The following is a 22,245-nucleotide window of genomic DNA, read 5'->3' on the forward strand; positions in this document are numbered from 1 at the left end:
ACGCGGCGCCGCTCAACCGAAGCGCCTTTGCGTCGGTTGAACACATGGTCCATTGGCGTACCCTCTCCATAACCTGGCGTTGACGGCTCTGGCGCGCTTTATGAGTAGCCGTTTCCATTCCCTGCGGGAATGTTTTCGACCAGGTACAAGACTCAATCCCGGAATGCCGAGGGATCTGTGAACGAGACTGTTGAGCCAGCGACGGAACTCGCGGTAGCCGGTGCGGAGCCCCTGGCGATCATCGGCATGAGCTGCCGGTATCCCGGTGGGGTCCGCTCACCGGAGGCGCTGTGGAAACTGCTCGCCGATCGGCGGGATGTCCTCTCGGACTTTCCCGCCGATCGGAACTGGGACCTCGAGAACCTTTACAGCGAGGACCCGGCGAGCGCGGGTAAGACATATCTCACCCGGGGTGGTTTCCTTGAGGACGCCGCCGGTTTCGATGCCGGATTCTTCGGCATCCCGCCCCGCGAGGCCCTGTCGATGGAGCCTCAGCAACGTCTCCTGCTCGAAGCCTCCTGGGAGGCTCTGGAACACGCCGCCCTCACCCCGGCCGCCGTCCGGGACACCCGGACCGGCGTGTTCGTGGGCGCCGAGCCGCGAGAGTACGGTCCGCGGCTCCAGGACGCGCCGGAAAGCGTCAAGGGCTACCTGCTCACCGGCACGACCACCAGCGTGATGTCCGGCCGGATCTCCTACCTCCTCGGCCTGCACGGCCCTTCGCTCACGGTCGACACCTCCGCCTCCAGCTCCCTGGTCGCCATTCACCTCGCCGCACAGGCCCTGCGGCAGGGCGACTGCTCGCTGGCCCTCGCGGGCGGCGTCTCCGTGATGTCCACACCGGGCAACTTCGTCGCCTTCAGCGGACTGCGGGCACTGTCCCCCGAGGGCGTGTGCAAGCCGTTCTCCGCCTCGGCGGACGGCACCGTCTGGTCCGAGGGCGTCGGCCTGATCGTCCTGGAGCGCCTGAGCGACGCGCTCCGCAACGGCCACCGCGTACTCGCCGTGCTGCGCGGATCGGCGATCAACTCCGACGGCACCAGCGAAGGCCTGACCGCCCCGAACGGCCAGGCCCAGCAGGCGGTCATCCGCCGGGCCCTGTCCAACGCCGGCCTCACCGCCCAGGACGTGGACGCGGTGGAGGCGCACGGCACCGGGACCAGGCTCGGCGACCCGATCGAGGCCCAGGCGCTGCTCGCCACCTACGGCCAGGAACGGCCGGGGGAACGGCCGTTGTGGCTCGGCTCGGTGAAATCCAACATCGGGCACACCCAGGCGGCCGCCGGCGCGGCGGGCGTGATCAAGATGGTGCTGGCGCTGCGCAACCAGCAGCTGCCCGCGATGCTCCACGCGGACGAACCCTCACCACACGTGGACTGGTCGGCCGGGCAGGTGCGGCTGCTGACCGAACCGGTCCCGTGGCCCGCGGGGGAGCGCGCCCGCCGCGCCGGTGTGTCGGCATTCGGCCTGAGCGGCACGAACGTCCACCTCATCCTGGAGGAGGCGCCCGCGACCCAGGCCGCCGAACTCGCGGCCGACGAGGGTGCTCCGGCCACGACACCGGTGGTGTCGGGCGCGGAAGCCTGGGTGATCTCGGGCCGTTCGACGGACGGCCTGGCGGCCCAGGCCGACCGGTTGCACGAGTGGGTGGCCGCCCGCCCGGAGCTGGAACCGGCGGACGTGGCCTGGTCGTTGACGGCGACCCGGTCGGTGTTCGAGCACCGGGCCGTGGTGGTCGGCACCGACCGCGAGGACCTGCTCACCGGAATGCGGAGCCTGGCCGGTGGAGTGCCGGCCGGATCGGTCGTGTCGGGTGTGGCACGACCGGCCGCACAGGTCGCCTTCGTCTTCCCCGGCCAAGGATCCCAGTGGGCGGCCATGGGCCGCGAACTGGCCCTCTCCTCCCCGGTGTTCGCCGCCCGCCTGACCGAGTGCGAGCAGGCACTCGCCCCGTACGTCGACTGGTCCCTGACCGAGGTCCTGGCCGGCGCGCCGGGGGCTCCTGAGCTGGAGTCGGCGGACGTCGTCCAGCCCGTGCTGTGGGCCGTGATGGTCTCCCTCGCCGCGGTGTGGGAGGCGTCCGGCGTGACCCCGGACGCGGTAGTGGGCCACTCGCAGGGCGAGATCGCCGCCGCCACGGTGGCCGGCATGCTCGGCCTGGAGGACGCCGCGAAGGTGGTCTCCCTGCGCTCGCAGTCCCTGCGCGTCCTGTCGGGCGCCGGCGGGATGCTGTCGGTGACCGAGCCGGCCGCCCAGGTCGAGGAGCGCCTGGACCGCTGGGAGGGCCGCCTGTCGGTGGCCGCGGTCAACGGCCCGGCGGCCATCGTGGTCTCCGGCGAGGTGACCGCGCTGGAGGAACTGGCACGGGAGCTCGAGGCCGAGAGCGTACGGCACCGCATGGTCGCCGTGGACTACGCCTCGCACTGCGCCCAGGTCGAACGGCTCGAACAGGAGATCCTCTCGATCCTCGCCGGCCTCGCTCCCCGCCAGGGCCGCGTCCCGATGGTCTCCGCGATGTCGGGCGAGGTCCTGACCGGCACCGAGCTGGACGCCGCCTACTGGTACGGCAGCCTGCGCGCACCGGTCCACTTCGACCGTGCCGTACGCATCCTGTCCGGCATGGGTCACCAGGTGTTCCTGGAGATCTCCCCGCACCCGGTGCTCATGGGTGCCATGACCGACACCCTGGAAGAGGCCGCGCTGGAGGCGGGCCCGGGCACCATCGCCGGCGTCGTGTGCGGCACCCTGCGCCGGGACGAAGGCGGAGCGGCACGCCTGCTCACCTCGCTCGCCGAGGCGTTCGTCCACGGCGCACCCGTCGACTGGACGGCGGTCCTCCCGCCCCGGCGGCAGGTGGAACTGCCCACGTACGCCTTCCAGCACGAGCGGTACTGGCTCGACGGCGGCGCCCGCCCGGACATGGCCGAACTCCCGCTGTCGGCAGGCCTCCCGGCCACGTCTCCCGCGCCCAAGGCCGGCACCGGGGCGCTGCGGCACCTGGCGGAACTGCCGGAACCCGAACAACTGCAGACGATCCTCGACCTGATCCAGCGGCACGCGGCGGCGATCCTCGGCCACCCCTCGCCCCAGACGATCGAACCGGCCCACACCTTCAAGGAACTGGGCTTCGACTCCGTCACCGGCGTGGAGCTGCGCAACCGGCTGAGCAGCGCCGTCGCCCTGCAGCTCCCCACCACCCTGATCTTCGACTACCCGACCCCATCGGCGCTGACCGAGTTCCTGCGCGCCCAGGCGCTCGGGACCCCGGACGAGACGGCGCCCCGGCCCCGCACGGCCGCACCCACCGACGACCCGATCGCCATCGTGTCGATGAGCTGCCGGCTCCCCGGGGGCGTGCGCGCCCCGGAGGAGCTGTGGGCCCTGCTGGCCGAGGGCGGCGACGGGGTTGCCGAGCTCCCCACCGACCGCGGCTGGGACCTCGCGGAACTCTACGACCCCGACTCGACCCGCCCCGGAACCTTCTACGCCCGCGAGGGCGGGTTCATATCAGGCGCGGGCGAGTTCGACGCGGCGTTCTTCGGCATCAGCCCGCGCGAGGCGCTCGCGATGGACCCGCAGCAGCGGCTCCTGCTGGAGATGTCCTGGGAGGCCTTCGAACGGGCGGGCATCGACCCGGCACGGCTGCGCGGCTCGGCTACCGGCGTGTTCGTGGGCGCGGCCGCCTCCGGCTACGGCGCCGGCGCACCCGAAGGCCTGGAAGGCCATCTGCAGTCGGGCATCGCTCCCAGCGTGATATCGGGCCGGGTGGCCTACACCTTCGGCCTCGAAGGCCCCGCCGTGACCGTGGACACGGCCTGCTCGTCATCACTGGTGGCACTGCATCTGGCCACCCAGGCCCTGCGGTCCGGCGAGTGCTCGCTGGCGCTCGTCGGCGGCGTGACCGTACACGCCACCCCGGCATGGCTCGTCTGGTTCAGCCGACAGCAGGGACTGGCGGCCGACGGACGCTGCAAGGCCTTCTCGGACGAGGCCGACGGCATGGGCATGGCCGAAGGCGCCGGCGTCATCCTGCTGGAGCGCCTGTCGGAGGCACGGCGCCTCGGACACGAGGTGCTGGCGGTGGTCTCCGGCAGCGCGGTGAACCAGGACGGCGCGTCCAACGGACTGACCGCGCCGAATGGGCCGGCTCAGCAGCGGGTGATCCGTTCGGCGCTGGCCAGTGCGGGTCTGGGCACCGGTGACGTGGACGTCGTCGAGGGACACGGGACCGGGACCCCGCTGGGTGACCCGATCGAGGCGCAGGCGCTGATCGCCACCTACGGCCAGGACCGGCCGGAGGAACAGCCGCTGTGGCTCGGCTCGGTGAAGTCCAACATCGGCCACACCCAGTGGGCCGCCGGCGTGGCGGGGATCATCAAGATGGTCACCGCGATGCAGCACGGCGTCGTCCCGGCCACGCTGCATGCGGATGCTCCGACTTCGCACGTGGACTGGGACACGGGCGCGGTGCGGCTCGTGACGGAGACGATGCCGTGGCCGGACGCCGGACGTCCCAGGCGCGCGGGCGTGTCCTCGTTCGGCATCAGCGGCACGAACGCGCACGTGATCATCGAGCAGGCACCCGCCGACGACGCTGTGCAGGCCGACCCTGCCGATGGCGATGCGGGTCTGCCGCCGGTGGTGCCCTGGGTGGTGTCGGGACGCACTGCTGCAGGGCTAGCCGCACAGGCGGAAAAGCTCTCGGCCTTTGTCCAGAGCCGTGCGGATGCGGGTGTGGCCGGTGTGGGCCGGTCGCTGGTGGCGATGCGGTCGGCGTTGGAGCACCGGGCGGTGGTGCTGGGGTCCGACCGTGAGGAGTTGCTGGCGGGGCTGGACGCGCTCGCTGAGGGTCGTGAGGTCGCGGGCGTGGTGACGGGAGTGGTGGGCCCGGTCGGCAAGGTGGGTTTTGTGTTCACCGGTCAGGGTGCTCAGCGGCTGGGTATGGGCCGGGAGTTGTATGAGGCGTTCCCGGTGTTCGCCGGGGCGTTCGATGCGGTGTGTGCGGGTCTGGATGAGCATCTGAACGGTTCTGTGGCTGCCGTCGTCCGGGGTGAGGGTCTGCCGGACTGGGTGGGTGCGGGTCTGGTGGATGAGACGGTGTGGGCGCAGGCGGGATTGTTCGCGGTTGAGGTGGCGCTGTTCCGGTTGCTGGAGTCGTGGGGGATTGCTCCGCAGGTCGTTGCCGGCCACTCGATCGGTGAACTGGCGGCGGCCCACGTCGCCGGGGTGTGGTCGTTGGAGGATGCCTGTGCGGTTGTGGCTGCGCGTGGTCGGTTGATGCAGGAGTTGCCTTCGGGTGGGGCGATGGTCGCTGTCGAGGCCACGGAGGAGCAGGTCGCCGAAGCGATCCAGGGTCGTTCTTTGGTGGGGATCGCGGCGGTGAATGGCCCTCGGGCTGTGGTGATTTCTGGTGCTGAGGCTGAGGTGGAGGCGGTTGCGGAGGAGCTGGCCCGGGCAGGGGCGCGTACCAGGCGTTTGCGGGTGTCGCACGCGTTCCACTCCCCGTTGATGGAGCCGATGCTGGAGCGGTTCGCCGAGGTGGTCGGTTCGGTCGGCTATCAGGAGCCGCGGCTGGCTATGGTGTCGGCGCTGACCGGACGGTCGGTGACCAGTGAGGTCACCGACCCCGCGTACTGGGTGTCGCATGTCCGCGAAGCGGTTCGTTTCGCCGACGCCGTCTCTGCCCTGCGGGACAACGGCGTACGCACGTTCGTCGAGATCGGTCCGGACGGGGTCCTGTCGGGCATGGGCCCCCAGACCCGCAGTGCCGGTGACTCTGGTGGTGAGGTGTGGCTGCCGGTGCTGCGCCGGGGGCGTGGTGAGGTTCGGGCGCTGTTCACGGCGGTGGCCAAGGTCCATGTCCGGGGCCTGGCGGTGGACTGGGACCAGGTGTTCGCGGGGAGGGGTGCGGAGCGGGTCGACCTGCCTACGTATGCCTTCCAGCGTCAGCGGTACTGGCTGACCCCGGTCTCGGCGAGCCGGGCCGAGCACCTGGGTCTGGAGAGCTCCGGGCACCCGCTGCTGGGCGCGGCCGTCGAGCTGCCCGCCACTGGTGGCCTGGTGTTGACGGGTCGGTTGTCGTTGGCTGCGCAGCCGTGGTTGGCGGATCACGTGGTGTGGGGTCGGGTGGTGGTGCCGGGTGCGGCGCTGCTGGAGATGGTTGTGCGTGCTGGTGATGAGGCTGGTTGTGGGCTGGTTGAGGAGTTGCTTGTTGAGGCGCCGTTGGTGTTGGCGGGTCGTGGTGGGGTTCGGGTGCAGGTGACGGTGGAGGGGCCGGATGAGGCCGGCCGTCGGGTGGTTGGTGTTTATGCTCAGGCTGAGGATGCCGGGGTTGAGGGTGAGTGGGTGCGGCATGCTGTGGGTGTTGTGGCGCCTGCCGATGCCGATGCCGGTGCCGGTGTTGTTGGGGTTGAGGTTGATGGGTTGTCGGTGTGGCCGCCGGTGGGTGCGGTTGAGGTGGATCTGGCGGGGTTCTATTCGGGGCTGGCTGAGGTGGGTCTTGTGTATGGGCCGGTGTTTCGGGGGACGCGGGCGGTGTGGCGGCGTGGTGAGGAGTTGTTTGCTGAGGTTGCGTTGCCGGATGACGTGAGTGCGGGTGAGTTTGGTCTGCATCCGGCTCTGTTGGATGCTGCTTTGCATGTGATTGTGGGTGTTGGTGGGCGTGGGGAGTTGCCTGAGGTTCCGTTTGCGTGGGGGCGGGTGAGTCTGCATGCGGTGGGTGCGTCGGTGGCGCGGGTGCGGGTGAGGCCAGCTCCGAGTGGTGAGGGTGTGTCGCTTGTTTTGGCGGATGCTGTTGGTGGGTTGATTGCTTCGGTGGGGTCGTTGGTGTTGCGGCCGTTGTCCGCTGATGCGTTGGCTGGGGGCGGGCTCGGGACGGGTTGTTCCGGGTGGAGTGGGTGCCTGCCCTGTCTGCGGAGTCCGTCGAGTCTGTTGAGCAGGCGGATGGTGGGCGGTGGGTGTGGGTTGGTGTTGGTGGTGTGGGTGAGTTGGTGGCTGGGGTGGAGGCGGGTGGTGGGGTGCCTGAGGTTGTGGTGGTGTGTGTTGTGCCGGAGTCGGGGGTGGGTGTTGCGGAGGCGGCTCGGGGTGTGGCGGTGGGCGTGCTTGGTGTGGTGCGGGAGTGGTTGGCTGCGGATGTGTTGTCGGGGTCGCGGTTGTTGGTGGTGACGGAGCGGGCGGTGGACGCCGGCTCTGAGACGTTGGTCGAGGTTGCGGGTGCGTCGGCGTGGGGTCTCGTACGGGCCATCCAGTCGGAGAATCCGGGTCGTGTGCTGCTGGCTGACGTTGACGATGTGGCTGACGCTGGTGTGGAGGTGGTGTTGCGGGCGGGTGTTGCCTCGGGTGAGGCGCAGTTCGTGGTGCGTTCGGGTCAGGTGCGGGTTCCGCGTCTGGGGCGTGCGGTGCCGGGGTTGCGGGTTCCGGCGGAGGGTGGTTGGCGTCTTGGGTTCAGTGAGCGGGGCACGCTGGACAATCTGGTTCTGGCGCCTGCGGATGCGGGTGAGTTGGGTGTGGGTGAGGTGCGGGTGGGGTTGCGTGCGGCGGGGGTGAATTTCCGGGATGTGTTGAATGTGTTGGGGATGTATCCGGGTGAGGCGGGTTTGCTTGGTTTGGAGGGTGCGGGTGTGGTGTTGGAGGTGGGGTCTGGGGTGAGTGGGTTGCGGCCGGGTGATGCGGTGATGGGGTTGTTCTCGGGGGCGTTTACGGCGGAGGCGGTGACGGATGCGCGGTTGTTGGCGCCGGTTCCGGTTGGTTGGTCGATGGCGGAGGCGGCTGCGGCGCCGGTGGTGTTTTTGACGGCTTGGTATGCGTTGGTGGAGCTGGCCGGTTTGCAGTCGGGTGAGTCGGTGTTGGTTCATGCGGCTGCGGGTGGTGTGGGTATTGCCGCGGTGCAGTTGGCGCGTCATCTGGGTGCGGAGGTGTTCGCGACGGCGTCGCCGTCGAAGTGGGCGGCCGTGCGGGAGCTGGGTGTTGACGCTTCGCATATTGCTTCGTCGCGGACGACGGAGTTCGAGGCGGTTTTCCGTGATGTGTCGGGTGGGCGTGGTGTGGATGTGGTGCTGGACTCGCTGGCGGGTGAGTTCGTGGACGCTTCCCTGCGCCTGACCCGTCCCGGTGGGCGGTTTGTGGAGATGGGCAAGACTGATATCCGTGATCCTGAGGAGGTCGAGCGGCTGCATCGGGTGGCGTATCAGGCGTTTGATCTGTTGCAGCAGGACCCGGGTGTGATCGGGGCGATGCTGTCGTCGTTGACGGAGTTGTTCGCTCGGGGTGTGCTCAGGCCGTTGCCGGTGGCGTGCTGGGATGTGCGGCGGGCGGTGGATGCGTTCCGGTTCCTGAGTCAGGCTCGTCACATCGGCAAGGTCGTACTGACCGTTCCCGTGCGGGAGTCGGGGCGTGCCGGCACGGTGCTGATCACGGGTGCTTCGGGTGCGTTGGGCAGGCTGGTGGCCCGGCACCTCGTCGTGAGTGGTCAGGCGCAGCGGTTGTTGCTGGTCTCGCGCCGGGGTTTGGATGCGTCGGGTATGCCGGAGCTGGTGGCGGAACTGCATCAGTTGGGGGCTGAGGTCAGGGTTGCGGCTTGCGATGCCGCTGACCGTGACCAGTTGGCGGGTCTTGTTGCAGAGGTGCCGTTGACCGGGGTGGTTCATGCGGCGGGTGTGCTTGATGACGGGTTGGCTGTGTCGTTGACGCCTGAGCGGGTGGAAGCGGTGATGCGGCCCAAGGTTGATGCGGCCTGGCACCTGCATGAGTTGACTCGTCATGCCGGTCTGGAGTCGTTCGTACTGTTTTCTTCGATTGCTGGTGTCTGGGGTAATGCGGGTCAGGCGAATTATGCGGCTGCGAATACGTTCTTGGATGCGTTGGCTGCGTATCGGTGTCGTGAGGGTTTGTCTGGTGTGTCGTTGGCGTGGGGTCCGTGGGATGAGGGGATGGCTGGTGGGCTGACGGATGCTGATTGGCAGCGGATGGCTCGTCAGGGGTTGCGGCCGTTGTCGGGGCCGGAGGGTCTGGAGTTGCTGGACGCGGCTGCTGTTGAGGCGGTTGATCCGTTGCTGGTGGCGGCCCGGCTGGACCTTGCCGCGTTGCGTCGCTCGGGTGAGATCCCACCGCTCCTCTCGGCTCTCGTTCAGGCAGGCCGTGCGAACGCCCCGGCCCGCCGGACGGTCGGTGATTCTGCCGCTGGTGACAGTAATGCTCTGGCTTCTCGCCTTGCGGTGCTCACTTCTGATGAGCGGGCCGAATTGGTTCAGGATCTGGTGATGAGCCAGGCCGCTTTGGTGCTGGGCATGGCTGGGCCGGAGACGATCGATTCCGGTCGCACGTTCCGTGATGTCGGGTTCGATTCCCTGACGGCTGTTGAGCTGCGAAACCGGCTGAATACTGCCACGGGCCTCCGTCTGCCGGCGACCGTGATCTTCGACTACCCCACTCCCGCGGTACTGGCCGAGTTTGTGCTGGGTGAGGTGTTGGGTGATGTGGGTGGTGTGTCGGTGGGGGCGGTGATTCCTGCTGGTGGTGGGGTTGTGGTTGATGATGATCGTTTTGTGATTGTGGGTATGGGGTGTCGTTTTCCTGGGGGTGTGTCGTCTCCGGGGGAGTTTTGGCGGTTGTTGGTGTCGGGTGGGGATGCGGTGGGGGAGTTTCCGGTGGATCGGGGTTGGGGTGGGGATGTGTATGACCCGGATCCGGATGCGGTGGGGAAGAGTTATTCGGGTCGGGGTGGGTTTTTGTATGGTGCGGGGGAGTTTGATGCGGGGTTTTTCGGGATCAGTCCGCGTGAGGCGTTGGCGATGGATCCGCAGCAGCGGTTGTTGTTGGAGACGTCGTGGGAGGCGTTGGAGGATGCGGGGATTGATCCGGGTGGTTTGCGGGGGTCGGCGACGGGTGTGTTCGCGGGTTTGATCTATCACGATTATTTGCAGTTTGGTGCGGTGTCGGGGGATGTGGAGGGGTATTTGGGTACGGGTGGTTCGGGTGGGGTGGCGTCGGGGCGGGTGGCGTATGCGTTGGGTCTTGAGGGTCCGGCGGTGACGGTGGATACGGCGTGTTCGTCGTCGTTGGTGGCGGTGCATTTGGCGGTGCAGTCGTTGCGGTCGGGTGAGTGTTCGTTGGCGTTGGCTGGTGGTGTGACGGTGATGGCGACGCCGGGTACGTTCGTTGATTTTTCGCGGCAGCGGGGGTTGGCGGCGGATGGCCGGTGTAAGGCGTATGCGCAGGGGGCGGATGGTACGGGGTGGGGTGAGGGTGTGGGTGTGTTGGTGTTGGAGCGGCTTTCGGATGCCCGGCGTCTTGGTCATCGGGTTCTTGGGGTGGTGGCCGGGAGTGCGATGAATCAGGATGGTGCGTCTAATGGGCTGACGGCGCCGAATGGGCCGGCTCAGCAGCGGGTGATCCGTTCGGCGCTGGCCAGTGCGGGTCTGGGCACCGGTGACGTGGACGTCGTCGAGGGACACGGGACGGGGACGCGGCTGGGTGATCCGATCGAGGCGCAGGCGCTGATCGCCACGTATGGCCAGGACCGGTCGGTGGAGCGGCCGTTGTGGCTGGGTTCGGTGAAGTCGAACATCGGTCATACGCAGGCGGCGGCCGGTGTGGCGGGGATCATCAAGATGGTTGCTGCGATGCAGCATGGTGTGGTTCCGGCGACGTTGCATGTGGATGCTCCGTCTTCGCACATCGACTGGGATGCGGGTGCGGTGCGGTTGGTGACGGAGGCGGTGGCGTGGCCGGATGCCGGGCGTCCCCGGCGGGCGGGTGTGTCCTCGTTCGGGTTCTCCGGCACCAACGCGCACGTGATCATCGAACAGGCCCCCGCCGACGACACTCCCGGCACCGACCCCACGACCGGCCCTGCCGATGACACCGCCGGTGTGCTGCCGGTCGTGCCCTGGGTCGTGTCGGGACGCACGCCTGAAGGACTTGCCGCACAGGCGGAACGACTCACAGAACACATCCAGGACCACGAGGACGCTACCGCCACGGACGTGGGGTGGTCGTTGGCCAGGACCCGTTCGGCGTTGGAGCACCGGGCGGTGGTGTTGGGCGCTGACCAGGCGGAACTCCTGGCGGGGCTGGGTGCGTTGGCCGAGGGTCGTGAGGTCGCCGGTGTGGTCACCGGAGTGGTGGGCCCGGTCGGCAAGGTGGGCTTTGTGTTCACCGGTCAGGGTGCTCAGCGGCTGGGTATGGGCCGGGAGTTGTATGAGGCGTTCCCCGTGTTCGCCGAGGCCTTCGACGCCGTCTGCGCGGGTCTGGATGAGCATCTGAACGGATCCGTGGCCGCCGTCATCCGGGGTGAAGGCCGACCGGACTGGGTGGGCGCGGGTCTGGTGGATGAGACGGTGTGGGCGCAGGCGGGACTGTTCGCGGTCGAGGTGGCGCTGTTCCGGTTGCTGGAGTCGTGGGGGATTGCTCCGCAGGTCGTTGCCGGCCACTCGATCGGTGAACTGGCCGCCGCCCACGTCGCCGGGGTGTGGTCCCTGGAGGACGCGTGTGCGGTTGTGGCCGCGCGTGGTCGGTTGATGCAGGAGTTGCCTTCGGGCGGGGCGATGGTCGCTGTCGAGGCCACGGAGGAGCAGGTCGCCGAAGCGATCCAGGACCGCGCCCTCGTGGGGATCGCGGCGGTGAACGGTCCCCGGGCTGTGGTGATTTCCGGTGCTGAGGCCGAGGTGGAGGCGGTCGCGGAGGAGCTGGCCCAGGCAGGGGCACGCACCAGGCGTCTGCGAGTGTCGCACGCGTTCCACTCCCCGCTGATGGAACCGATGCTGGAACGGTTCGCCGAGGTGGTCGGTTCGGTCGGCTACCGGACACCCCAGCTGGCCATGGTGTCGGCGCTGACCGGACAGTCGGTGACCAGTGAGGTCACCGACCCCGCGTACTGGGTGTCGCATGTCCGCGAAGCGGTCCGTTTCGCCGACGCCGTCTCCGCCCTACGGGACAACGGCGTACGCACCTTCATCGAGATCGGTCCGGACGGGGTCCTGTCGGGCATGGGCCCCCAGACCCGCAGTGCCGGTGACGCTGGTGGTGAGGTGTGGCTGCCGGTGCTGCGCCGGGGGCGTGGTGAGGTTCGGGCGCTGTTCACGGCGGTGGCCAAGGTCCATGTCCGGGGCCTGGCGGTGGACTGGGACCAGGTGTTCGCGGGGAGGGGTGCGGAGCGGGTCGACCTGCCTACGTATGCCTTCCAGCGTCAGCGGTACTGGCTGCCGGCGAGTTCCGGCCTGATTGATGCGACCGGGCTGGGACAGTCTCCGGCGCGTCATCCGCTGCTGGGCGCGGCGGTGACCCTGCCCTCGAACGGTGGCCTGGTGTTGACGGGGCGGTTGTCGTTGGCTGCGCAGCCGTGGTTGGCGGATCACGTGGTGTCGGGTCGGGTGGTGGTGCCGGGTGCGGCGCTGCTGGAGATGGTTGTGCGTGCTGGTGATGAGGCTGGTTGTGGGCTGGTTGAGGAGTTGCTTGTTGAGGCGCCGTTGGTGTTGGCGGGTCGTGGTGGGGTTCGGGTGCAGGTGACGGTGGAGGGGCCGGATGAGGCCGGCCGTCGGGTGGTTGGTGTTTATGCTCAGGCTGAGGATGCCGGGGTTGAGGGTGAGTGGGTGCGGCATGCTGTGGGTGTTGTGGCGCCTGCCGATGCCGATGCCGATGCCGATGCCGATGCCGATGCCGGTGTTGTTGGGGTTGAGGTTGATGGGTTGTCGGTGTGGCCGCCGGTGGGTGCGGTTGAGGTGGATCTGGCGGGGTTCTATTCGGGGCTGGCTGAGGTGGGTCTTGTGTATGGGCCGGTGTTTCGGGGGACGCGGGCGGTGTGGCGGCGTGGTGAGGAGTTGTTTGCTGAGGTTGCGTTGCCGGATGACGTGAGTGCGGGTGAGTTTGGTCTGCATCCGGCTCTGTTGGATGCTGCTTTGCATGTGATTGTGGGTGTTGGTGGGCGTGGGGAGTTGCCTGAGGTTCCGTTTGCGTGGGGGCGGGTGAGTCTGCATGCGGTGGGTGCGTCGGTGGCGCGGGTGCGGGTGAGGCCGGCTCCGAGTGGTGAGGGTGTGTCTGTCACGTTGGCGGATGCGGTTGGTGGGTTGATCGCTTCGGTGGGGTCGTTGGTGTTGCGGCCGTTGTCCGCTGATGCGTTGGCTGGGGGGCGGGCTCGGGACGGGTTGTTCCGGGTGGAGTGGGTGCCTGCCCTGTCTGCGGAGTCCGTCGAGTCTGTTGAGCAGGCGGATGGTGGGCGGTGGGTGTGGGTTGGTGTTGGTGGTGTGGGTGAGTTGGTGGCTGGGGTGGAGGCGGGTGGTGGGGTGCCTGAGGTTGTGGTGGTGTGTGTTGTGCCGGAGTCGGGGGTGGGTGTTGCGGAGGCGGCTCGGGGTGTGGCGGTGGGCGTTCTTGGTGTGGTGCGGGAGTGGTTGGCTGCGGATGTGTTGTCGGGGTCGCGGTTGTTGGTGGTGACGGAGCGGGCGGTGGACGCCGGCTCTGAGACGTTGGTCGAGGTTGCGGGTGCGTCGGCGTGGGGTCTCGTACGGGCCATCCAGTCGGAGAATCCGGGTCGTGTGCTGCTGGCTGACGTTGACGATGTGGCTGACGCTGGTGTGGAGGGGGTGTTGCGGGCGGGTGTTGCCTCGGGTGAGGCGCAGTTCGTGGTGCGTTCGGGTCAGGTGCGGGTTCCGCGTCTGGGGCGTGCGGTGCCGGGTTTGCGGGTTCCGGCGGAGGGTGGTTGGCGTCTTGGGTTCAGTGAGCGGGGCACGCTGGACAATCTGGTCCTGGCGCCTGCCGGCTCTGGTGAGTTGGGTGTGGGTGAGGTGCGGGTGGGGTTGCGTGCGGCGGGGGTGAATTTCCGGGATGTGTTGAATGTGTTGGGGATGTATCCGGGTGAGGCGGGTTTGCTTGGTTTGGAGGGTGCGGGTGTGGTGTTGGAGGTGGGGTCTGGGGTGAGTGGGTTGCGGCCGGGTGATGCGGTGATGGGGTTGTTCTCGGGGGCGTTTACGGCGGAGGCGGTGACGGATGCGCGGTTGTTGGCGCCGGTTCCGGTTGGTTGGTCGATGGCGGAGGCGGCTGCGGCGCCGGTGGTGTTTTTGACGGCTTGGTATGCGTTGGTGGAGCTGGCCGGTTTGCAGTCGGGTGAGTCGGTGTTGGTTCATGCGGCTGCGGGTGGTGTGGGTATTGCCGCGGTGCAGTTGGCGCGTCATCTGGGTGCGGAGGTGTTCGCGACGGCGTCGCCGTCGAAGTGGGCGGCCGTGCGGGAGCTGGGTGTTGACGCTTCGCATATTGCTTCGTCGCGGACGACGGAGTTCGAGGCGGTTTTCCGTGATGTGTCGGGTGGGCGTGGTGTGGATGTGGTGCTGGACTCGCTGGCGGGTGAGTTCGTGGACGCTTCCCTGCGCCTGACCCGTCCCGGTGGGCGGTTTGTGGAGATGGGCAAGACTGATATCCGTGATCCTGAGGAGGTCGAGCGGCTGCATCGGGTGGCGTATCAGGCGTTTGATCTGTTGCAGCAGGACCCGGGTGTGATCGGGGCGATGCTGTCGTCGTTGACGGAGTTGTTCGCTCGGGGTGTGCTCAGGCCGTTGCCGGTGGCGTGCTGGGATGTGCGGCGGGCGGTGGATGCGTTCCGGTTCCTGAGTCAGGCTCGTCACATCGGCAAGGTCGTACTGACCGTTCCGGCTGGTGCCGGCCGGCAGATGGTGCACACGGGTACGGTGCTGATCACGGGTGCTTCGGGTGCGTTGGGCAGGCTGGTGGCCCGGCACCTCGTCGTGAGTGGTCAGGCGCAGCGGTTGTTGCTGGTCTCGCGCCGGGGTATGGACGCGTCGGGTATGCCGGAGCTGGTGGCGGAACTGCATCAGTTGGGGGCTGAGGTCAGGGTTGCGGCTTGCGATGCCGCTGACCGTGACCAGTTGGCGGGTCTTGTTGCAGAGGTGCCGTTGACCGGGGTGGTTCATGCGGCGGGTGTGCTTGATGACGGGTTGGCTGTGTCGTTGACGCCTGAGCGGGTGGAAGCGGTGATGCGGCCCAAGGTTGATGCGGCCTGGCACCTGCATGAGCTCACTCGTCATCTGGATCTGGATATGTTCGTTCTGTTCTCGTCGATTGCTGGTGTTACCGGTAATGCGGGTCAGGCGAATTATGCGGCTGCGAATACGTTCTTGGATGCGTTGGCTGCGTATCGGTGTCGTGAGGGTTTGTCTGGTGTGTCGTTGGCGTGGGGTCCGTGGGATGAGGGGATGGCTGGTGGGCTGACGGATGCTGATTGGCAGCGGATGGCTCGTCAGGGGTTGCGGCCGTTGTCGGGGCCGGAGGGTCTGGAGTTGCTGGACGCGGCTGCTGTTGAGGCGGTTGATCCGTTGCTGGTGGCGGCCCGGCTGGATCTTGCGACGTTGCGTCGCTCGGGCGAGATCCCGCCGTTGCTGTCCGGTCTGGCGCACACCGGGCCTTCGAACGCCCCGGCCCGCCGCACGGTCGGCGCCCCGGCCGCCGAAAGCAACAACGCTCTGGCTTCTCGCCTTGCGGTGCTCACTTCTGATGAGCGGGCCGAATTGGTTCAGGATCTGGTGATGAGCCAGGCCGCTTTGGTGCTGGGTATGGCTGGGCCGGAGACGATCGATTCCGGTCGCACGTTCCGTGATGTCGGGTTCGATTCCCTGACGGCTGTTGAGCTGCGAAACCGGCTGAATACTGCCACGGGACTCCGTCTGCCGGCGACCGCTGTTTTCGACTACCCCACCCCGACAGCCCTGGCCGAGTTTGTGCTGGGTGAGGTGCTTGGCGAAGCGGCCGACGAGACCGCTGACAGCCGGGATGGTCTGGTTCCGGTTAGCGGGTCGGATGATGATGATCGTTTTGTGATTGTGGGTATGGGGTGTCGTTTTCCTGGGGGTGTGTCGTCTCCGGGGGAGTTTTGGCGGTTGTTGGTGTCGGGTGGGGATGCGGTGGGGGAGTTTCCGGTGGATCGGGGTTGGGGTGGGGATGTGTATGACCCGGATCCGGATGCGGTGGGGAAGAGTTATTCGGGTCGGGGTGGGTTTTTGTATGGGGCGGGGGAGTTTGATGCGGGGTTTTTCGGGATCAGTCCGCGTGAGGCGTTGGCGATGGATCCGCAGCAGCGGTTGTTGTTGGAGACGTCGTGGGAGGCGTTGGAGGATGCGGGGATTGATCCGGGTGGTTTGCGGGGGTCGGCGACGGGTGTGTTTGCGGGTTTGATCTATCACGATTATTTGCAGTTTGGTGCGGTGTCGGGGGATGTGGAGGGGTATTTGGGTACGGGTGGTTCGGGTGGGGTGGCGTCGGGGCGGGTGGCGTATGCGTTGGGTCTTGAGGGTCCGGCGGTGACGGTGGATACGGCGTGTTCGTCGTCGTTGGTGGCGGTGCATTTGGCGGTGCAGTCGTTGCGGTCGGGTGAGTGTTCGTTGGCGTTGGCTGGTGGTGTGACGGTGATGGCGACGCCGGGTACGTTTGTTGATTTTTCGCGGCAGCGGGGGTTGGCGGCGGATGGCCGGTGTAAGGCGTATGCGCAGGGGGCGGATGGTACGGGGTGGGGTGAGGGTGTGGGTGTGCTGGTGTTGGAGCGGCTTTCGGATGCCCGGCGTCTTGGTCATCGGGTTCTTGGGGTGGTGGCCGGGAGTGCGATGAATCAGGATGGTGCGTCTAATGGGCTGACGGCGCCGAATGGTCCGGCTCAGCAGCGGGTGATCCGTTCGGCGCTGGCCAGTGCGGGTCTGGGCACCGGTGACGTGGACGTCGTCGAGGGACACGGGACGGGGACGCGGCTGGGTGATCCGATCGAGGCGCAGGCGCTGATCGCCACGTATGGCCAGGACCGGTCGGTGGAGCGGCCGTTGTGGCTGGGTTCGGTGAAGTCGAACATCGGTCATACGCAGGCGGCGGCCGGTGTGGCGGGGATCATCAAGATGGTTGCTGCGATGCAGCATGGTGTGGTTCCGGCGACGTTGCATGTGGATGCTCCGTCTTCGCACATCGACTGGGATGCGGGTGCGGTGCGGTTGGTGACGGAGGCGGTGGCGTGGCCGGATGCCGGGCGTCCCCGGCGGGCGGGTGTGTCCTCGTTCGGGTTCTCCGGCACCAACGCCCACGTGATCATCGAACAGGCCCCCGCCGACGACACCCCCGACACCGACCCCGCCGACGGTGATGCGGGTGCGCTGCCGGTGGTGCCCTGGGTCGTATCGGGTCAGTCGGCCATCGGACTGGGGGCGCAGGCGGAACGCCTCGCGGAATTCCTTCAGGACCGTGCAGATGTGCGTGTGGCGGACGTGGGGTGGTCGTTGGCCAGGACCCGTTCGGCGTTGGAGCACCGGGCGGTGGTGCTGGGCGCTGACCAGGCGGAACTCCTGGCGGGGCTGGGTGCGTTGGCCGAGGGGCGTGAGGTCGCGGGCGTGGTGACGGGAGTGGTGGGCCCGGTCGGCAAGGTGGGTTTTGTGTTCACCGGTCAGGGTGCTCAGCGGCTGGGTATGGGCCGGGAGTTGTATGAGGCGTTCCCCGTGTTCGCCGAGGCGTTCGACGCCGTCTGCGCGGGTCTGGATGAGCATCTGAACGGATCCGTGGCTGCCGTCGTCCGGGGTGAGGGTCTGCCGGACTGGGTGGGTGCGGGTCTGGTGGATGAGACGGTGTGGGCGCAGGCGGGACTGTTCGCGGTTGAGGTGGCGCTGTTCCGGTTGCTGGAGTCGTGGGGGATTGCTCCGCAGGTGGTTGCGGGGCATTCGATCGGTGAGCTGGCGGCTGCGTATGTGGCCGGGGTGTGGTCCCTGGAGGACGCGTGTGCGGTTGTGGCTGCGCGTGGTCGGTTGATGCAGGAGTTGCCTTCGGGCGGGGCGATGGTCGCTGTCGAGGCCACGGAGGAGCAGGTCGCCGAAGCGATCCAGGACCGCGCCCTCGTGGGGATCGCGGCGGTGAACGGTCCCCGGGCTGTGGTGATTTCCGGTGCTGAGGCCGAGGTGGAGGCGGTCGCGGAGGAGCTGGCCCAGGCAGGGGCGCGTACCAGGCGTCTGCGGGTGTCGCACGCGTTCCACTCCCCGCTGATGGAACCGATGCTGGAACGGTTCGCCGAGGTGGTCAGCGCGGTCGGCTACCAGACACCCCAGCTGGCCATGGTCTCCGCCCTGACCGGACAGCCCGTGACCAGTGAGGTCACCGACCCCGCGTACTGGGTGTCGCATGTCCGCGAAGCGGTCCGTTTCGCTGATGCGGTGTCGGCGCTGCGTGAGAGTGGTGTGCGGACCTTCGTCGAGATAGGTCCGGACGGGGTCCTGTCGGGCATGGGCCCCCAGATCCGCACCACCAGCGAGGCCGGTGACGCCGGCGAGCCGGGTAACGGTGAGGTGTGGCTGCCGGTGCTGCGCCGGGGGCGTGATGAGGTTCGGGCGCTGTTCACGGCGGTGGCCAAGGTCCATGTCCGGGGCCTGGCGGTGGACTGGGAGCAGATCTTCACGCGGACGGGCGCGCGTCGCGTCGATCTGCCCACGTATGCGTTCCAGCGTCAGCGGTACTGGCTGAACGCGGTCTCGGCGAGCCGGGTCGAACACCTGGGCCTGGAGAGCTCCGGTCACCCGCTGCTGGGCGCGGCCGTCGAGCTGCCCGCGACCGGTGGGCTGGTGCTGACCGGGCAGTTGTCCCTCTCCGCTCAGCCATGGCTGGCGGACCATGTGGTGGCCGGTCGGGTGGTGGTGCCGGGTGCGGCACTGCTGGAGATGGCCGTACGCGCAGGTGATGAAGCCGAGTGCGGGCGGATCGAGGAACTGCTCATCGAAACCCCCCTGACACTGCCGGAACGCGGCGGCGTCCGAGTCCAGGTGACCGTGGAGGGGCCGGACGAGGCCGGCCGTCGGGAGTTCGGTGTTTACGCCCAGGCCGAGGACGCGTCCGGAGGCGAGTGGACCCGCCATGCGACAGGTGTGGTGGCACCTGCCGATATGGGCGTCGATGAAGTTGTGGTTGGGGATGGGGAGTTGGCGGTGTGGCCGCCGGTGGGTGCGGTTGAGGTGGACTTGGCTGATTTCTATGGTGGGTTGGGTCGGCGTGGGTTGGTGTATGGGCCGGTGTTTCGGGGGACGCAGGCGGCGTGGCGGCGTGGTGAGGAGTTGTTTGCTGAGGTTGCGTTGCCGGAGGGGGTGACGGTTGCGGGGTTTGGGTTGCATCCGGCTTTGTTGGATGCGGCGTTGCATGTGGCTGGTTTGGGTGTTGGTGGTGAGGGGTTGGTGTTGCCGTTCGCGTGGGGTGATGTGGTGGTGCATGCGGCGGGTGCGGTGTCGGCGCGGGTGCGGATCGTTCCGGGGGTTTCGGGTGAGGGTGTGTCTGTCACGTTGGCGGATGCTGTTGGTGGGTTGATTGCTTCGGTGGGGTCGTTGGTGTTGCGGCCGATGTCCGCTGATGCGTTGGCTGGGGGGCGGGCTCGGGATGGGTTGTTCCGGGTGGAGTGGGTGCCTGCCCTGTCTGCGGAGTCCGTCGAGTCTGTTGAGCAGGCGGATGGTGGGCGGTGGGTGTGGGTTGGTGTTGGTGGTGTGGGTGAGTTGGTGGCTGGGGTGGAGGCGGGTGGTGAGGTGCCTGAGGTTGTGGTGGTGTGTGCTGTGCCGGAGTCGGGGGTGGGTGTTGCGGAGGCGGCTCGGGGTGTGGCGGTGGGCGTGCTTGGTGTGGTGCGGGAGTGGTTGGCTGCGGATGTGTTGTCGGGGTCGCGGTTGTTGGTGGTGACGGAGCGGGCGGTGGACGCCGGCTCTGAGACGTTGGTCGAGGTTGCGGGTGCGTCGGCGTGGGGTCTCGTACGGGCCATCCAGTCGGAGAATCCGGGTCGTGTGCTGCTGGCTGACGTTGACGATGTGGCTGACGCTGGTGTGGAGGTGGTGTTGCGGGCGGGTGTTGCCTCGGGTGAGGCGCAGTTCGTGGTGCGTTCGGGTCAGGTGCGGGTTCCGCGTCTGGGGCGTGCGGTGCCGGGGTTGCGGGTTCCGGCGGAGGGTGGTTGGCGTCTTGGGTTCAGTGAGCGGGGCACGCTGGACAATCTGGTTCTGGCGCCTGCGGATGCGGGTGAGTTGGGTGTGGGTGAGGTGCGGGTGGGGTTGCGTGCGGCGGGGGTGAATTTCCGGGATGTGTTGAATGTGTTGGGGATGTATCCGGGTGAGGCGGGTTTGCTTGGTTTGGAGGGTGCGGGTGTGGTGTTGGAGGTGGGGTCTGGGGTGAGTGGGTTGCGGCCGGGTGATGCGGTGATGGGGTTGTTCTCGGGGGCGTTTACGGCGGAGGCGGTGACGGATGCGCGGTTGTTGGCGCCGGTTCCGGTTGGTTGGTCGATGGCGGAGGCGGCTGCGGCGCCGGTGGTGTTTTTGACGGCTTGGTATGCGTTGGTGGAGCTGGCCGGTTTGCAGTCGGGTGAGTCGGTGTTGGTTCATGCGGCTGCGGGTGGTGTGGGTATTGCCGCGGTGCAGTTGGCGCGTCATCTGGGTGCGGAGGTGTTCGCGACGGCGTCGCCGTCGAAGTGGGTGGCCGTGCGGGAGCTGGGCGTCGAGACAACCCACATCGCTTCGTCGCGGACGACGGAGTTCGAGGCGGTTTTCCGTGATGTGTCGGGTGGGCGTGGTGTGGATGTGGTGCTGGACTCGCTGGCGGGTGAGTTCGTGGACGCTTCGCTGCGCTTGACCCGTCCCGGTGGGCGGTTTGTGGAGATGGGCAAGACCGATATCCGTGATCCTGAGGAGGTCGAGCGGCTGCATCGGGTGGCGTATCAGGCGTTTGATCTGTTGCAGCAGGACCCGGGTGTGATCGGGGCGATGCTGTCGTCGTTGACGGAGTTGTTCGCTCGGGGTGTGCTCAGGCCGTTGCCGGTGGCGTGCTGGGATGTGCGGCGGGCGGTGGATGCGTTCCGGTTCCTGAGTCAGGCTCGTCACATCGGCAAGGTCGTACTGACCGTTCCGGCTGGTGCCGGCCGGCAGATGGTGCACACGGGTACGGTGCTGATCACGGGTGCTTCGGGTGCGTTGGGCAGGCTGGTGGCCCGGCACCTCGTCGTGAGTGGTCAGGCGCAGCGGTTGTTGCTGGTCTCGCGCCGGGGTATGGACGCGTCGGGTATGCCGGAGCTGGTGGCGGAACTGCATCAGTTGGGGGCTGAGGTCAGGGTTGCGGCTTGCGATGCCGCTGACCGTGACCAGTTGGCGGGTCTTGTTGCAGAGGTGCCGTTGACCGGGGTGGTTCATGCGGCGGGTGTGCTTGATGACGGGTTGGCTGTGTCGTTGACGCCTGAGCGGGTGGAAGCGGTGATGCGGCCCAAGGTTGATGCGGCCTGGCACCTGCATGAGCTCACTCGTCATCTGGATCTGGATATGTTCGTTCTGTTCTCGTCGATTGCTGGTGTTACCGGTAATGCGGGTCAGGCGAATTATGCGGCTGCGAATACGTTCTTGGATGCGTTGGCTGCGTATCGGTGTCGTGAGGGTTTGTCTGGTGTGTCGTTGGCGTGGGGTCCGTGGGATGAGGGGATGGCTGGTGGGCTGACGGATGCTGATTGGCAGCGGATGGCTCGTCAGGGGTTGCGGCCGTTGTCGGGGCCGGAGGGTCTGGAGTTGCTGGACGCGGCTGCTGTTGAGGCGGTTGATCCGTTGCTGGTGGCGGCCCGGCTGGACCTTGCCGCGTTGCGTCGCTCGGGTGAGATCCCACCGCTCCTCTCGGCTCTCGTTCAGGCAGGCCGTGCGAACGCCCCGGCCCGCCGCACGGTCGGCGCCCCGGCTGCCGGCGGCGACCATGCCCTGGCCGGGCGCTTGGCTGCACTGAGCCCGGCCGAGCAGCAGGACGTGCTGCAGGACCTGGTCATGGAGCAAGCGGCTCTGGTTCTGGGGATGTCCGGACCGGACATCATCGAAGCCGGTCGCACGTTCCGTGATGTCGGGTTCGATTCCCTGACCGCGGTCGAACTGCGTAACCGGCTGAACAGCGCCACCGGTCTGCACCTGCCGGCAACGGCCGTCTTCGACTACCCCACCCCGACAGCCCTGGCCGAGTTCTTGGCGCAGGAAATGCTTGGTTCGACGACGGAGGAAACAACCGCCCTCTCGGCCTACTCCGGACTCGACAAGCTCGAAGCCTCGATCACCGAGATCATTGGCGATGACACTGCACGGACGCGGGTCACAGCACGGCTCAAGGACATTCTTACTCTGCTGAACGACGCCGGCGGACCCAGTGAAGTCGGGGACGACGGTGACTCGGTTGCCGACAAGATTCAGTCGGCCAGCGATGACGACATGTTCGATTTCATCGATAACCAGCTTGGAATCTGAG

Annotated in this window: 1 protein-coding gene and 1 pseudogene; both read left to right on the forward strand. The window is 67.7% G+C overall.

Translation table 11 applies throughout. The annotated features are described in order from the left end of the window. Positions 1 to 177: 177 nt before the first annotated feature. Positions 178 to 7,164 (forward strand): type I polyketide synthase, encoded by a 6,987-nt coding sequence (locus tag AVL59_RS55825; protein ID WP_261340673.1) that lies wholly within the window; start codon positions 178 to 180, stop codon positions 7,162 to 7,164. Next, positions 7,101 to 22,244 (forward strand): annotated as a pseudogene (locus tag AVL59_RS54050) (SDR family NAD(P)-dependent oxidoreductase); the annotation flags it as partial. The gene AVL59_RS55825 and the pseudogene AVL59_RS54050, both read left to right, overlap by 64 nt. Position 22,245 lies beyond the last annotated feature (1 nt).

It is taken from the genome of Streptomyces griseochromogenes (genome assembly GCF_001542625.1).
Taxonomy (GTDB): Bacteria; Actinomycetota; Actinomycetes; order Streptomycetales; family Streptomycetaceae; genus Streptomyces; species Streptomyces griseochromogenes.